This window comes from Mesorhizobium sp. B1-1-5, assembly GCF_006443065.1.
Classification (GTDB): Bacteria; Pseudomonadota; Alphaproteobacteria; order Rhizobiales; family Rhizobiaceae; genus Mesorhizobium.
The window spans coordinates 11,981-27,266 of record NZ_VFWS01000064.1 but is presented as its reverse complement, the minus strand read 5'-3'; the positions used below and the strand labels follow the sequence as shown (position 1 = coordinate 27,266).

Genomic DNA, 15,286 nt, shown 5'->3' with positions numbered 1-15,286 from the left:
GGATATTCACGTTTATTTATAGAGTATTTTTTGCAATATTTTCAACCGCAAAACTGTTTATATACACGTCGGACTTGATAAAATATCTGTCGATCTCGTCGTCGATGCTAAAGGCGATTGAGCCAAGGAAATTTATTTGGCGAGCTCGGGTCTGGCAAAAAATCATAAACCTTTCCAATCGTTGGGACCAAGCGCGACAGTGCAGAGAGATCACAATATTCGACCAGGGGTACGTGCAAGCTGTTGCTTCACTGTCGATTTTTCACGGGTGCGTCGACAACGTTGCGATTGCAAGAGCGCTAAAGGTCACTCCTACCGCGGATTTTACCTTGCGAGTGGTATTGCCTCGTGCAGCAGCCGAGGCGCGGTTGCGGGAGCGGATGATGCAGGCGGCGCCGGCCGAACGCATTCTCGATGCGGATTTCGAAGCGAGCATGCGAGCTTTCGGAGTGTTTCAAAATATCAATGACATCCTTGTGGCAACCGACAGGAAAACAATTTCCGTTGAAACTCTCGACGACCGATCGTTGTCGAAAAGCGTTGAACTCGTCAGCCGCAAGATCGCCTTCAAGATCGCCCGCGATCAGGTCACTCCCATGTACCGACATCAAGTTGTCCATTCATCGCAACCGCTGACGGTAGACAATGCCTACCTTGATGACGGCGTGGATACCATCACAATACAGAACCCCCTAAATTCCGCAGCTGGAAACGACGCGGTAACGCTCGGGAAGGAAGAAATAAACCGTAGCCTGGGCTATGCCACTGTTTTTGCACTCATGATCTATGTGGCTGGGGCAGGTCTAACCAGCCTGGCGCAATTGCTGATTGCTCGTATCGTAGGCTCTACCAGCTATGGTATCTACTCCTACGTCCTTTCAACCACATCGGTGCTCGCATATCTCGCAACCCTTGGCTTCAACGTATCGTTGTTGCGCTTTGTATCTGCCTACAGGGCCCAGGGGCGCCTGGATCTGGCCCACGGCATAATCAGATTTGCCTTTCAACGCTCGTTGGCAGTGGCGTCTCTATTCGGCTTGGCAGGGGCGACCTACATCTTTCTGTCTTCGTCATCACACAACAGGGAACTTGAGATCAGCCAGCTCTTGGGTATGGCCGCCGTTCCGCTGGTCACGACTTCAGCCTTGGGCGCGGCTCTCATCCGTGCCTTCGGCGGCGGTGTTTCTGCCCTTCTGCCAGAACGCATTGTGCGTGATGGACTGCTGCTCACATTGCTAAGTGCCGCCGCCTTGTCCGGTTCGTGGACTCTGAATGCACCATTGGTCATGCAAGCGGTGCTGACGAGTTCGGCCGTAACAGTCGCATTCGTCTTTGTTCTGTTAGCAAGATTTCAGCCGCCGGGTTTACGACATGCCGAACCTGCCGATGCGTCCAAGGATTGGTGGTCGGCGGTCCCCCCTATCATGCTGATGGCGGGTCTCGACGTCTTCATCAACAGAGCGGGGGTAATGGTGCTCGGCTGGACCGGCCACATACGCGACGCAGGCATTTTCGCCCTGGGGCTCAATGTCGCGTTGCTTGTCGGTCTCTCGTTGGTGGCCGTCTCTACAATGTTTTCGCCGACGGCAGCTACGCTTTACGCAAAAAACGACCGAAGAGGTTTGCAAGAGCTGTTTTCACGAGCTGCCCTGCTTTCTTCCGGTGCCGCAATAGCAATGGCAATCCCATTGCTCTTGATTGTTCGGCCGCTTTTAAGCTGGTTCGGTGAGGATTTCGGAACTGGAGCACCGATCGCGCGGGTGCTGATGCTCGGCTACGTATTCGTGGCCCTGTGCGGACCGCAGCTCAATCTCTTGACCATGACCGGAAACGAATGGGCGGCCGCTGTGACGATGATCCTCGGGGCAGCTTTTGGTGTCGTCGGCTGTGCCATCGGAGTAGAGATCTACGGTCCGCTGGGCGCAGCAATAGGGCTGGCGCTTGCCCTGGTCGTATGGAACGTCGCCATGGCGATTTATATTCGCAAGCGACTGAAGATCACGCCCGGACTGATCTACGCGATTACGTCCTTTAACAGCCGCACGGTCGAAAGCACCCAGCGGACTTGGTTCTTGCGCTGACTTGATGCTCTGGGATCGGTGACCGGGATACCCGTCAACTTAAGTTCTCATAACCTTTGTTGCACCCATCGGCCAATCGGTCGAGGCGCGACAGACCCCGGCTGGCGCGATGTGATCCATTCTAATGCAGGCGTCAAGATACGTACGGATAGGCGGGCTTGCGTATCGGAGTCTCGATGAAGCGCCAAAACGAAAAAGACGCAGAGAATGCCTCGTTCTTGCCGATCAGCGAGGCGAGTGCGTTGAGAGAGATCGCCGACAGAGCCGCACCTTCAGGCGACGCCAGTGAGCTGCCCGCGCGGGTCTGAGTGAGCAGCGCGAACTGCCGGCAATCTACGCTGACACGAGCGTTTGTTGCTCCGTCTCGGAGGCCGTCGCGTTTCCATGAAAGTGTCGATACCATTCGACGAAACGGGCAACGCCATCCTGGAGCGTGGTCGCCGGCGCGAAGTCTACGGCCCGGCGAAGATCGCCTACATCGGCGCGCGTCTCGAGAACATCACCTGGAGGCAAAGGCACATCCCTCCTGAGAGCTCTGCGACCTACGGCTGTCTCTATAATCGCGATTAGCCTATTGATCTCTTCTGGCTGGTCATTGCCAATGTTGTACAGGCGATAGGGGGCTGAGCTGGTAGCTGGATCAGCTGCGCGACCGTCCCAATTCGGGTCGGCGCACGGTGGCGTTGCGAGTATTCGAACCACCCCTTCGACGATATCGTCGATGTAGGTAAAATCTCGCCAGACACGGCCGGCATTGGACACCTCGATCACGCGTCCTTCGGCGATGGCGCGGGTAAACGCGTAGACAGCCATGTCGGGCCTGCCCCATGGACCGTAGACGGTGAAGAACCGCAACCCTGTGACCGGCAAGCCAAATAGATGACTGTACGAATGCGCCATGGCTTCATTCGAGCGCTTGGTGGCGGCATAGAAGCTTATTGGATGGTTAGCGCCGCCATGTTCGGAAAAAGGTATGGTTTGGTTGGCGCCGTAAACCGAACTGGATGAAGCGTAGACCAGATGCTTGATGTCGAAGTGCCGACAACCCTCAAGAACATTGAGAAACGCCACGATGTTGGAATGAACATAGGCATGCGGGTCGACAAGAGAGTAACGCACGCCCGCCTGGGCAGCCAGGTGGACGACATACGATGGTTGAAAGTCGGAGAACAAAGCTTGCACCAACAATCGATCCGCCAGATCCATACGCATCGGAGTGAAACCTGGCTCGGCGCAGAGGTGCGCAAAACGCGCTTCCTTGAGCTTTAGATCGTAGTAGGGCGTGAAATTATCCACGCCTATGACCCGCGCACCGTGACGCAAAAGCCGCGACGCCACATGAAACCCGATAAAGCCTGCGGCGCCGGTGACTACAACAGGACCTTTTCGTGCCAGCTGCATAACCGCCATGTCCGGACTGGATTGAACGGATTTCGTTCCTGTTGAACGGGATTTGTCAGGTTGTGCGTCAAGCACGCCCGCGGTCTTGGAATTATGTCCGGCCATGACGAATTGCCCGCTTCGAAATTTTTGCATCGAGATCGTCGGCTATATCTGGATCAGGCAGGAATGCGCTCGCACAGACGCAATGCCAAACCAACATACCGGACACGCGCCGCCTCGCGGTTCGAGGCGGCATTATCACGGCAATACGGAAATTCGTCCGAGCAGAGCTACCAGTTCACCCTGGCGCTTGGTTTCAGTTTTGGCAAACAGCGAGGCAAGCTGGGACCGGATCGTGGTGCGGCTGAGGTGCCAGCTGCGGGCGATTTCCAATGGCGCGTCCCCTTGAGCTAACCTCATCGCAAGCTGAGTTTCAGCGCTCGTGAGGCCGAACATCTTTTGCAATGTCTGAGGATTAGCCGAGGACCGGGTCTCCCGGTCCAACAATGCTACGATACTTGTTCCGTCGGGCGCAATCACCCCGCCCTCATTGAGTATCACCGGCCGATCGTCAGTGGTGCGGATCACCACCCACGACAACGAACCTGGCAGAAAGTTGGTTGGAACGTTCGCGACCAGCCGCCTCAGCGCAGCCGTAAGCTCCGGAGCCGTGCCGGCCGTCTCACCCTGTCGTTCAAAGGTGCTTTGAGCGGCAGTGTTCCACTCCACCACCTTTTTCTCGCGATTGAGGACCAGGAAGCCACAGCCAATCCGGTCCAGCATGCCGGTGACGGATTCCAGGCTCCGGCGCTTTGACGCGCATGCTGTACCCTGCCTGTCCGACGTGTAGCGTGCCAGGCGAGCAACACTGCCGTAAGCAGTGCTCAATTCAATATGACGCTTATTCGCAACGGTGTCGTTGTGCCTATCGATGAAAGACATTGCCTTCCCACCCCTGTTGGCCGAAAACCGCTAAGATCTCCAATCGTTACGCTTGACTCTCAAAACAGATGCCTCTGCCAAAAACCTTTGATCCCAGAGGTTTGCAGCGGCTTCTTCATGCACTCTTACAATGAGTCCAGCGAACCGGACGCTCTTCGTAAATGATAGTAAGCTTGGATTTGAGGGCCGCAATCCGGCTGTGGTATTAGATCAGGCGGCGGAGTTCTAGGCTCGACGGACTAATCCGAAAGTTGTAGTCTGCGGGGTATGGGGCTGCATCTGCGTAGATTGGTTTCGGCCTTGAAGGGCATCTCGCTAGCTCACATGGCTTCCATGTTGGTGCTAGTTGTCACACTAATATTCGTAATAACAAACTTAATTCATACGGAAACTGAAGCAACCTTCATATCATCTATTCCAGCTATAATTGTCGCTGCATATCTTGTTGGGCGTTGCGGAGCAATCATTGCGACCGTCGTGACAGTCGCCGCCAGCCTCGGGGCCGAACGACTTCTGCGCGGTTCAATTCCCGCAGAGGACTGGCCGCGAGCAATCTTTCTCCTGGTTTCCGGCTTTATGATCGCCTTCATGTTCCACCGCTTGCGGCAGGACCTTAGCGAGGCCCTGGAGGTCGCCGAAATTCGATTGGCCGCCGTCGAGGCCACCGAAAGCCGCTTCCGTTCGGTGTTCGAGCGTGCGGCCCTCGGCTTTGCGAACACGAATGAAAAAGGCGAGCTTCTGCAATCCAACAAACGTCTTTGCGAACTTACGGGATATACCGAAGCCGACCTTGCTCAATTTCCGCTTGCGCAACTTGTTCATCCCGATGATCGCGACAGCGTTGTTGAAGCGCTTGCCGATCAAGGCAAGTCCGCGATGCCATTCGATATCGAAGTCCGATTGAAGAAGAAGGACGGTTCCACATTCTGGGCTCGCCTGAACCTATCGTCGTACCGTTCCGACGGCCTCCTTTCAGAGAGCGCGATCATCGTTGTCGATGACATCTCGGAACGACGGACGGCGCGCGAAGCGATCCGGGTTCAGAAGGAACGGCTTGATCTGGCGCTTTCGGCGGGGCGGTTGGGAACCTGGCAAGTCGACCTCAAAAGCGGCATTGTCACGGGTTCCGATAAATTTTGGGAAATCTTAGGCCTGCCGCGCGCCGCCAGCCGGCCGATAGACGAGCTAGCTGCCGTCGTCTATTCCGCCGACTGGCCAAAGCTTGCACTTCCCAAAGAATCCGGCGCGACCACGAATTACGACGTCGAGATTAGGGTGCGACGATCGGATGGACCTGTTCGTTGGGTCGCTCTGCGCGGACGGGAGGAGCGGTATCACGATCAGCAGCTGCTGATCGGGATAGCAGCTGATCTGACTGAACGTCGGCAGACCACGCTCTTGCGCGCCACGGTCAGGAGACGGGACCGTATTTTGATCGAACAGCGCCATCGATTCAGCAATCTTTTCGCGGTCGTGATAGCGCTGGTCAAAATGGTTAGTGCTCCGGAAAACAATGTCATGAAGTTCAAGGAGGACCTAATCGATCGGATACGAGCGCTTGAGGTCACGCATATGATGATCTCCGGCCGCACCGCCAGTTCGGTATTGCTCCGGGACCTCGTGGTCCAGGAACTGTTGCCCTACATGGAAACGCGAAGGATAAAGACCCATGGCCCTGACGTCATAATGTCAAGCGGCGCTGCCGAAACCTTCGCAATGGTTGTTCACGAGCTTACGACGAACTCCGTCAAACACGGCGCGCTTGGCGGTTCCCGAGGGCGCCTTGAGGTTAGATGGGCTGATAGTGGAGAAAGCGATGACGTCGTCTTCGATTGGATAGAATCGGGAAGACGCAGGAAAGCCAAGAACATCGGCCATGGCATTGGTTCGATGATATTGGGCGTCAATACCGCGCCGCTTATCGGCCATGCCTCGAAGCTGGAAATATTTGAAGGCGGTCTACGATATTCGCTGCGATTGTCTCGACGTGAAATCGCGCCCTAGTCAGTATATTTCGAACGCCAGTTTTGTAGCGCGACGGCTGCCTCGGTGCGGTTGCGTACTCCCAGCTCACGCATTACCGCAGCGGCGTGGATTTTTGTCGTTGCTTCGGAAATGTCCAAATCGCGAGCTATCTCCTTGTTTGAGAAGCCTTCCGCCATCAGCTTGAGCACGTCACGTTGCCTTGAAGTCAACTTGCTAAGGCTGGCCGCTCCCATCCGCCGTTGGGTCCATGCCCTTGCCGATTGGGGTGCGTGTGACCCGGGACCCCCGGAAGGCCGGGACAACAGCGCCGGAACATAGATGCGGCCTGCCAGAATCTCGCGCACTGCCGACACCACTTCCTGGTCCGTCTGAGATTTCACGATATAGCCGTGCAGTCCGATCGATAGGGCTTTCAATATTTCCGCTCGTGAATCATTCCCGGAAACGATTGCAAAACGGGTGTCCGGATACGCTGACAAAAAGTCGCCGAGCACTTGCTGGTTGAACAGTCCCGGCATGTTCAGATCCAGAATGGCAAGATGGATTTCCCGCTCAGCCAGGACACTGGCAACGGCATCAAAACATCCAGCTTCGAATATTTCCAGCTCCGGGAGTTCGGCCTTGAGCGCCAAACTTAGCCCACGACGATACAAACCGTGATCGTCCGCAATGACGACTCGATACATTTGCATTCCACCCCAACGCAGGCCCTACAAAGCGGGCCCTGAAACGCCTAATGCGGCTAAACGGTCAATCGGGGAACGGCCTTGGCGGTGGCCAACCACTCGTCGAACGCCCAGAAATCCGCATCACTTGCGCGCCGTACCGCTAATATATTCCTCTATGGCGGAAAAATCTCTTTCTTTTTTCCGAGGACCGTTCAATCGGCCAGAATCGCACCGTCTCTGCCTTTGTCAGAACGCTAATGTCGCGATCAGGCGTGTCTATGGCCAACTACCAAAATTCCATGTGGCATCAGCTGTTTGAGCGGTAGCGAGACGTAAATTCCAGCAGGTGGATTGTGAGGTCCGCACTGGGGGATTTGAAGGTCTCGTGGCTAAGCAATTTTGCAGATGCAGGTCGGCATATTCGGCGCCATCGTGCCTCGCGGCGGACGGGGGCGGACCGGCCTAGTCGCTGAACCTGCGGAGGCAATGGATTGGTGCCATTCGATTGCACGACGACATCCTTCGAACGCTCACATACCGTTCTTCATAAGATGCTCGGGACGGACACGTGGCGACTTTTCCATCCGACCCACCATGGTCGAAAGAGGTCTGAACGCGTCTACCAAGGCACCAACCATTGACGCGGCGATGAACTATGGAGGATCGGATGAAAGCGGTTATTCAATGCGGTGGAATGGGAACACGACTTCGTCCCTTTACGTCGGTGTTGCCGAAGCCGCTGATGCCAATTGGTGCCCGGCCCGTGCTCGAGCTGCTTCTCAAATGGCTGCGACGCAATGGCATTGAAGAGGTCTACATCACGACCGGGTATCTCGGCCATCTCATCCGCAGCGTGTGCGGTGATGGTTCGCAATGGAACCTGAAAATACGGTACACTCAGGAGATGGAGCCGCTGGGCACCATCGGGCCACTGTCGCTCATCCGAGATGAACTGACCGAACCCTTTATCGTGCTGAACGGCGACGTTCTCACCGATCTTAGCCTCAGCCGATTCACAGCTGCCCACCGCAAGCACAAGGATCCGGTGACCATCGCTACCGCCAACCGTCTTATCAAGATGGATTTCGGCGTCATCGACGAAGTCGACGATGCAGTGCAGATGTTCCGCGAGAAGCCGACGCTTTCTCATCTCGTTAGCATGGGCATCTACTGCATGAATCCGGATGTTCTGAGTTTTATTCCCTCCGGCATTCCATTCGGATTCGACGACTTGATGCTGCAGATGATGCAGCAAGGCACGGTCGTCCATGTCTACAAGCATGACGGACTCTGGCTCGATATCGGCCGCGTCGACGATTTCCAGAATGCTCAAGCCATTTCCTGGGAAGAGCAGTCGGCTTCGATCGAAGTCGCGGCAGCGGCTGCCTGACAAACAGCGAGAAACTCAAACACGAATGATGATTTGGGAGTGAGGTCACCATGCTCTTGGTCAGTGCCCCGATTTTGGGTGTTCCGGAGAAGGCGGCTCTATCAAAGGTCATTGATAGCAGCTGGTTGACCATGGGCGAGCAGGTTCGATTGTTTGAAGAGTCGTTTGCCCGCATGCATGGCGCGGACGATTGCGTTGCAGTGAGTTCCTGTACTGCGGCGCTTCATCTCATTTTGCACGGACTTGGCATTGGCCCGGGCGATGAGGTGTTGGTTCCGTCGCTAACTTTCGTGGCAACCGCGAACTCAGTGCTCTATGTTGGTGCAACTCCCGTCTTTGTCGATATTGAATCAGCCGACTTGCCGTTGATGTCGCTTGCGGAAGCCGAGGCCCGATGCACGCCGCGAACGAAGGCCATTATTCTCGTTCACTTCGCCGGGTATCTGGCCAATCGAGAACAATGGCAAAGGTTCGCTCGTGTACGGGGACTGCACATCATTGAAGACGCGGCGCATGCTCCTGGCTTGAGAGAAGTAGGGACCTTCGGCGTTGCCGCGGCCTTCAGCTTCTACGGCAACAAGAACATGACAACCGCCGAGGGCGGCGCCGTAATCGCCCAAGACCATGAACTGCTCGAAAGGATTCGCCAAGCGCGCGGGCACGGGATGACCACCGGCACACACCAGCGGCTGAACAGCCGCACGCCGCAGTATGACGTCACCATGCTTGGGTTCAATTACCGTATGGACGAGATGCGGGCCGCAATCGGACTTGTCCAGTTAGGAAACCTGCAAGAATGGAACGAAGTAAGGCGTATCCTCGTCGTCCTTTATCGCCGACTCATTGCAACACATTGCCCGGCAATAGCCGTTCCATTCAGTGAATCGCGGAGGTCCGCGCACCACATCATGCCGATACTTTTGCCGCGATACGCCGACAGGCAAGCCGTTATCGACGAACTGCGCAACCAGGGAATCCAAACAACGATCCACTATCCGCCCGTGCACCGGATGACGTTGTACCGCGAGCTTTTTCCCGGGACCCAATTGCCGCGAACAGAAGACTTTGCCCAGCGGGAATTGACGATTCCACTTCACCCGCAGATGACCTCAGCGGTGGTCGAAGCGGTTGTGGAGGCTCTGGCAACTGCGGTGAGCGGCTGTACTAAAGCGGGAACGGCCGCATGAATGCGACAGATCAATCCCTCCACCGACACTTCGTTGCAGTCTCGGCCCATGGGTCTGTGCGGCGTTTGATCGACATTGCTATTGCGAGCGTTGCTGCGGTCTTGTTTGCGCCACTGATGCTGCTGATCGCCATTGCCCTTCTGGCCGAGGGCGGTAGGCCCGTTTTGTTTGCACAAACCCGCTTGGGCGCCGGGGCTCAGCCTTTTCGCATGTACAAGTTCCGCAAGTTCGACGCGCGATGCGATCCCCACGGCCTCGCGCTGACGGTCGCCGACGACAAGCGCATGACAACGATAGGGCGCGTGCTCGCCGCGACAAAGTTCGATGAACTGCCGCAACTGTGGAATGTGATCATAGGCGACATGGCAATCATTGGGCCGCGACCGGAGAGCCTGGCGTTCGCCGATTGTTTCCACGGCGGCGCCGAGGCTGTTTTGCAGTACAAGCCTGGCCTACTCGGTCCGAGCCAGGTTCTCTTCCGCAACGAAGCGAGTTTCTATCCGAAGTTCACGGATCCGGTGCTGTACTATCGCGAGACCCTGTTTCCCGCCAAGGCCAGGATCGACCTTTCCTATTATCCGCAGCGAACTCTGGTGGCTGACGCCGTCTGGATGGCTCGCGGTTTTCTAGCCGTTGTCGGCCGGGTACCGCCGTCGCCGATCGCGACTTAGGCGCAGTCGGGCTGACACTCCGGTGAGTGTCACCGTCAGAGTGGACATGGCAAGAGGGACGATTGGTCATGGACTACAAAGGCAAAAAGGTACTGGTCACGGGCGCCGATGGATTTATCGGATCGCATCTCACCGAGGCGCTGGTCCGCAACGGAGCGGATGTCACAGCATTGGCGCTCTACAATTCGTTCGACAGTCACGGCTGGCTTGACGATTTGCCGGACAACATCCGAGGCCACCTGAAATCCGTGCGTGGCGACGTGCGCGACAGCGCGTTCCTGAACAGGATCATGCGCGGCCAAGCTGTGGTTTTTCATCTGGCTGCCCTAATCGCGATTCCATATTCGTATGCGGCTGCCCAGTCATACGTAGAAACCAATGTCATGGGGACGATGAATGTTCTCGAGGCAGCGCGTCAGTGGGACACGGAACGCGTCGTGCACACCTCGACCAGCGAGGTTTACGGCACGGCGCTGACCATGCCTATCAAGGAATCTCATCCGCTGCAGGGCCAGTCTCCATATTCGGCATCCAAGATCGGGGCCGACATGATGGCCGAAGCCTACGCCAGGTCATTTGATGTTCCGGTCGTAACTCTGCGCCCATTCAATACCTACGGCCCACGCCAGAGCGAGAGGGCGATAGTGCCGACCATAATCAGGCAGGCCCTCGACAAGAACTGCTCGGCCATCATGGTCGGGGATACGAGCCCTATCCGCGATCTAACGTTTGTCGAAGACACGGCCGCGGCATTCCTGACCGCAGGCGTGGCGGAACTTAAATTTGGCCATGCCTACAATGCCGGAAGCCAGCGTGCCGCGACGATCGCGGAAGTCCTGGACCTGGTGGTCGAGTTGAGCGGATCGAAGAAGCCTGTCTATCGGGATGAAAGCCGCTTGCGCCCACAGAACTCCGAGGTTCGCGCGCTGCTTGCAGACTCGACGCAATTCGAAACGCAGACCGGATGGCGAGCCCGTACCAATCTGCGAGATGGGTTGGAGCGCACCATATCATGGTGGAAAGCGCGTCTCAGCGAGGGGCGGGTGCGCCGGGAAATGGGCTACATGACATGACTTGTCGTCGCCGACTAGCGTTGTCGATGATCTTCGCTGTCGCGTGCCTTGGTCCGCATGCTGCCGCAAGCCAGGCGAGCAACACGTCAACGCACTTTGTTGCGACGCCGGCGATGCAGTTGCCGGACTATCTGCGTCCTACGGTCGATCCCGCGTTCGGGGAAACATTCACCCGGATCACAAAATCCGGGCCGCTTGGAAATGGGGTCGCGTGCATAAAAGATTATTGCAGCCACCGTTATTCCAGCGCCCAAGCCTGGAATGCGGACCAGAGCCTTCTCGTTATAATCAACGGCTGCAACGGGATGTGCTTTTTCGACGGACACACATTCCTACCGCTGCTGATGCGCGATCGATCGGGCGAATGTGAGTGGCATCCCCAAAATGCGGATCTGATGATTTGCGTTCGAGGCCGACGGATATCGACCTGGGCGCCGCGGACCAATCACGAGGATGTGCTGTTCGATTCAAAGGACTATCGGGATCTGCACTTCGGACCAGGCAAAGGCAACCCGAGCCGAGACGGTAATCGCCTGGCAGTGCGTGCACTTCGATCGGACGGTGCCGAGGTCGTCTTCGCGTATGATCTCAAGCAGCATAGCAAGTTTGCCGATATCGCACTTGCGCCGCTTGCTGGGGTCAATGAGAACTGTTCGATCTCTCCTCTGGGCGAAAATATTCTCTGCATCCAGGCACTGGCGGACGGCACCGAACAGGCGTTTATTTTTTCGATCGACGGCGCTCCAGGCCAGCAGTGGACAGAGCATCATCGGCCGGGGCATGGCGACATGACGGTCGACGCCGATGGGAGCGAGATCTACGTCGGCATCAGCAAATCCTATCCGGACAGCTATCAGGTGATCAAACGCCGGCTGTCTGATGGGAAAGTAACTGCGCTTATGAAATACGGCGAGGCCTCGCATGCTTCTCTGCGTGCTTTGGACAAGCCTGGCTGGGTATTCCTGAGCTACGGCGGCGACCCGAATGAGGTTTCGGCCCGTCCGGAAATGGCACCCTACGCACGAGAGGTTATCGCGCTGCGCCTCGATGGCAGCGGAGAGGTTCGGCGCATAGCGCAAACGCGCAGCGTTGATTTCGACTACCGCAGCGAGACCCATGCCTCGCCGTCGCCCGATGGCTCGCAGGTAATCTGGTCCAGCAACTGGGGTGTGCCTGGCGGACCTGTTTATGACTTCGTCACCCGCGTCGACTGGTCGGAAGAGGCGAAGTCGAACTGAATGGAGATGTCACCGATGGCATTCATGAACCGAAATCTTCTTGCAGCGATAGGTGTGCTGGCTGCGGTTGATGCTGCCTCCGCGGCGGACGTACGGCCAGCCTACCATCTCTCCCCCGGCGACATCGTCGAAATAGGAATCTCTTCGATACCGGAACGAACTCAACGTGCGGTAATCCAGATGGACGGCACGATCGCGCTTCCCCAAGTCGGGAAGATATCAATCGGCGGTCTGACGCCTGCCGAACTGCAGGCCCGCATGGAAACGATCTTGCCTACCAAGATATTTCACCAGCGTTTGCCCGATGGGCGAGAGCAGATGATCGTTGTCCAACCTGGCGACGTGACCGCGATAGTCGCGGAATATCGTCCGATCTACGTGACTGGCGAGGTGCTCACTCCCGGCCAGCAGGCATATCGGCCTCTCATGACGGTGAGACAGGCGATTGCGGTGTCTGGCGGTCTCAGCCTTTTGCGCTCACGCGTAAATCAGACTGGTCCCGACCCGGTTGATCTGCAGCGCGACTATGAATCGCTTTGGGGGGAATACACCCGCGACTATTACCATAGTGCTCGCATTCGCGCCGAACTGCAGGATCAGCCAAGTTTCGATACCAAGCCCCCCCAAGGGTCACCATTGTCTGCCGCCTTCAGCTCGGCCATTGCCGACGCCGAGGGAGAGGCGCTGAAGATCTCTCTCGATAACTTCCAGCAGGAGCAAAGCTACGTTGATCAGGGCGCAAAGGATGCCGCGGCGCAGATCGACGTTCTGACCAAGCGCCAGCAGGTCGAGAGCGACGGGGTCAAGGCGGATGAGGATGACCTGGCTCGGGTGACGAAATTGTTTCAAGCGGGCAATCTGACCAACGCCAGGCTGTCTGACGTCAGGCGCTCCGCGCTTCTCTCTTCCAATGGGCAGCTTCAGACATCGGTCGAGCTCATGCGGGCGCGACGCCAGCAGGAGGATTATCTCAGGCAACGCGAGCGCAATGAAAACCTGCGAAGGATCGGTTTGCTGACCGAGTTGAAGGATACCGATGTCCGTCTTGCCGACACCACCGCAAGGCTCCACGCCACTAGCCAGAAATTACAGCCCGCTGGCGCGTCCGCTCTGCCGTTGCCGGTAAGCGGAGAAGCGATTCAGACCCAGATCACCATCGTGCGCAAGATTGGTGAAGAATGGCGCAAGCAACTCGTCGAAGAAGATTCAGAAGTGCTCCCGGGAGATACGATCGAGGTGAGGTTCAGCAGCGGTCTAGGACGTGCAGCAAGCCAGTAGGGCGTTAGCCGCGGGCCGCGTTTGCAGTCCCGCTATTGCTTGAAGGCCCGGGAAATCTGATCGGTCAATGGCTTAAGCAAATACGACCAGACGCTGCGCTCGTTAGTGCTTATGTGAACTTCGGCAGGCATGCCTGGTTTCAGGATTTTCTCACCCTTCAGGCAGGTGGCCTGGTTGTCGACGTGGATGCGAGCCGAAAAATAGGAAAGCTGGCGTTCCTGATCCTTGATCAAATCTGCGGAGATACGCTTCACTGAACCCTCGCAGACGGGTGTCGTACCGACGTCGAAGGAGGGAAAGCGGATTGATACCCGCTGCCCGGGCTGGACATCATCCATCCGGGTCGGCGGAATGAGCGCATCCACAACAAGGTTGTCGGTATCGGGTACAACCACCATGAGCACCTCTCCCGGTCCAATTACGCCGCCGACGGTATGGATAGAGGATTCTTGTACCGTCCCGGTCTGGGGAGATCGGATATCCGTCCTTGCCAGCTCGTCGTCCGCCACTATCTTACGCTCTTCGAGTTCTGTACGCTTCGCTTCGTTTTCGCGGAGCTCGCTTGTCACGTCGCTGCGCATCTGCTCGTCGAGCTGAAGCACCTGCAAGTCCGTTTCACTGATGTGGGCCTGCACCTCAGCGATTGCTGCAACAAGTCGCCCCGATTCACCGCGAGAACGAGCCTCTTCCAGGCTGACATTGCTCAGTCGCTCCTTGGACACCAATTTCTTGGAGTAAAGAGCTTGGACGTCGGCAAGGCTGTGGGTAAGGAGATCCAGGGAGTCATTCGTCGCGGCAAGCTGAGCCTTGAGACCGTCAATCTGATGTCTGAGTTGCATCGAGCGGCTCTGCAACTGCGCCTTTTGGCCAGCCAATGCCGTAGCCCGGCTTTCAAACAAGGCACGTTCTCCGTTGACAAGAGCAGCCACCCGCGGGTCGCTCATCCTCACGCGCAGACTGGGTGGAACCTGCATTTCCGGCAACCCTTGCCGCTCTGCCTCGAGCCTGGCCAGACGGATGGTTACCCGGTCGAGATCTTCACTGACGATCTGCAGGTTTGAGCGTGTGAGCGTATCGTCAAGCCTGACCAACACGGCGCCGGCACGCACATGATCACCATCCTGGGCGAAGATCCCACCGATGGTGCCGCCGGTCCGATGTTGGACCTTCTTTACACTGCTTTCGACCACAACGGTCGCTGGCGCGATCACAGCGCCGGCGATCTTGGTCAATCCCAGCCAGGTCCCTCCGCCAACGATCAGAAAGGCGGTGGTGGCCACGCCCAGAACCAGGTTGGCACGGATGCCATCCGGATCTTTGGTCAGCCTGGTTCCGAGCCAACGACTTGCGTCGTCGACACGAGCATAGGAAATCGTCGCGTCAGACACG

The 15,286-nt window shown here is 57.0% G+C and carries 13 protein-coding genes; 9 read left to right on the top strand and 4 right to left on the bottom strand.

Annotated features, from left to right (window positions below):
• Together FJ980_RS19040 and FJ980_RS35860 are read left to right on the top strand one after the other, a co-directional pair.
• On the top strand, positions 1–2,081 hold a 2,081-nt coding region (locus tag FJ980_RS19040), incomplete at its 5' end, for a lipopolysaccharide biosynthesis protein (protein WP_246676463.1).
• Positions 2,082–2,257: 176 nt separating this feature from the next.
• Entirely contained in the window at positions 2,258–2,389 is a 132-nt protein-coding gene (locus FJ980_RS35860) for a hypothetical protein (protein ID WP_281406333.1), read from the top strand.
• Positions 2,390–2,414: 25 nt separating this feature from the next.
• Here the strand turns inward: FJ980_RS35860 and FJ980_RS19035 are convergent, their stop codons facing one another.
• The gene (locus FJ980_RS19035) at positions 2,415–3,482 is read right to left on the bottom strand and encodes an NAD-dependent epimerase (protein WP_140545361.1); all 1,068 of its coding nucleotides are present in this window, start codon (positions 3,480–3,482) and stop codon (positions 2,415–2,417) included.
• Between the two features lie 240 nt (positions 3,483–3,722).
• Positions 3,723–4,406 carry a helix-turn-helix transcriptional regulator gene (locus tag FJ980_RS19030; RefSeq protein ID WP_140545355.1) on the bottom strand — a complete coding sequence of 228 codons (684 nt, stop codon included), beginning with the start codon at positions 4,404–4,406 and terminating at the stop codon, positions 3,723–3,725.
• 477 nt (positions 4,407–4,883) lie between these two features.
• Between FJ980_RS19030 and FJ980_RS19025 the strand changes: the two genes are divergently transcribed.
• A complete protein-coding gene (locus FJ980_RS19025) occupies positions 4,884–6,410 on the top strand; it encodes a sensor histidine kinase (protein ID WP_246676462.1) in 1,527 nt (508 codons plus the stop codon).
• Here the strand turns inward: FJ980_RS19025 and FJ980_RS19020 are convergent.
• Positions 6,407–7,078: a response regulator transcription factor gene (locus FJ980_RS19020; RefSeq protein ID WP_140545353.1), complete on the bottom strand. Its 672-nt coding sequence runs from the start codon at positions 7,076–7,078 to the stop codon at positions 6,407–6,409. The genes FJ980_RS19025 and FJ980_RS19020 overlap by 4 nt on opposite strands.
• A 649-nt stretch (positions 7,079–7,727) precedes the next feature.
• Between FJ980_RS19020 and FJ980_RS19015 the strand changes: the two genes are divergently transcribed.
• The 6 genes from FJ980_RS19015 (at position 7,728) to FJ980_RS18990 (ending at position 13,897) form a co-directional block, all read left to right on the top strand.
• A complete protein-coding gene (locus FJ980_RS19015; RefSeq protein WP_140545352.1) occupies positions 7,728–8,450 on the top strand; it encodes an NDP-sugar synthase in 723 nt (240 codons plus the stop codon).
• Between the two features lie 50 nt (positions 8,451–8,500).
• Complete coding sequence (locus FJ980_RS19010) at positions 8,501–9,637, top strand: DegT/DnrJ/EryC1/StrS aminotransferase family protein (RefSeq protein ID WP_140545351.1); 1,137 nt, start codon at positions 8,501–8,503, stop codon at positions 9,635–9,637.
• Complete coding sequence (locus FJ980_RS19005) at positions 9,634–10,308, top strand: sugar transferase (RefSeq protein ID WP_140545350.1); 675 nt, start codon at positions 9,634–9,636, stop codon at positions 10,306–10,308. Before FJ980_RS19010 ends, FJ980_RS19005 begins: the two co-directional genes overlap by 4 nt.
• A gap of 68 nt (positions 10,309–10,376) precedes the next feature.
• Positions 10,377–11,381, top strand: a complete 1,005-nt coding sequence (locus FJ980_RS19000) for an SDR family NAD(P)-dependent oxidoreductase (protein WP_140545349.1) — start codon at positions 10,377–10,379, stop codon at positions 11,379–11,381.
• The gene (locus FJ980_RS18995) at positions 11,378–12,619 is read left to right on the top strand and encodes a hypothetical protein (RefSeq protein WP_140545348.1); all 1,242 of its coding nucleotides are present in this window, start codon (positions 11,378–11,380) and stop codon (positions 12,617–12,619) included. Before FJ980_RS19000 ends, FJ980_RS18995 begins: the two co-directional genes overlap by 4 nt.
• Positions 12,620–12,634: 15 nt before the next feature.
• A complete protein-coding gene (locus FJ980_RS18990; protein ID WP_140545347.1) occupies positions 12,635–13,897 on the top strand; it encodes a polysaccharide biosynthesis/export family protein in 1,263 nt (420 codons plus the stop codon).
• Positions 13,898–13,929: 32 nt separating this feature from the next.
• Here the strand turns inward: FJ980_RS18990 and FJ980_RS18985 are convergent, their stop codons facing one another.
• Positions 13,930–15,285: an HlyD family type I secretion periplasmic adaptor subunit gene (locus tag FJ980_RS18985; RefSeq protein WP_246676461.1), complete on the bottom strand. Its 1,356-nt coding sequence runs from the start codon at positions 15,283–15,285 to the stop codon at positions 13,930–13,932.
• Position 15,286 lies beyond the last annotated feature (1 nt).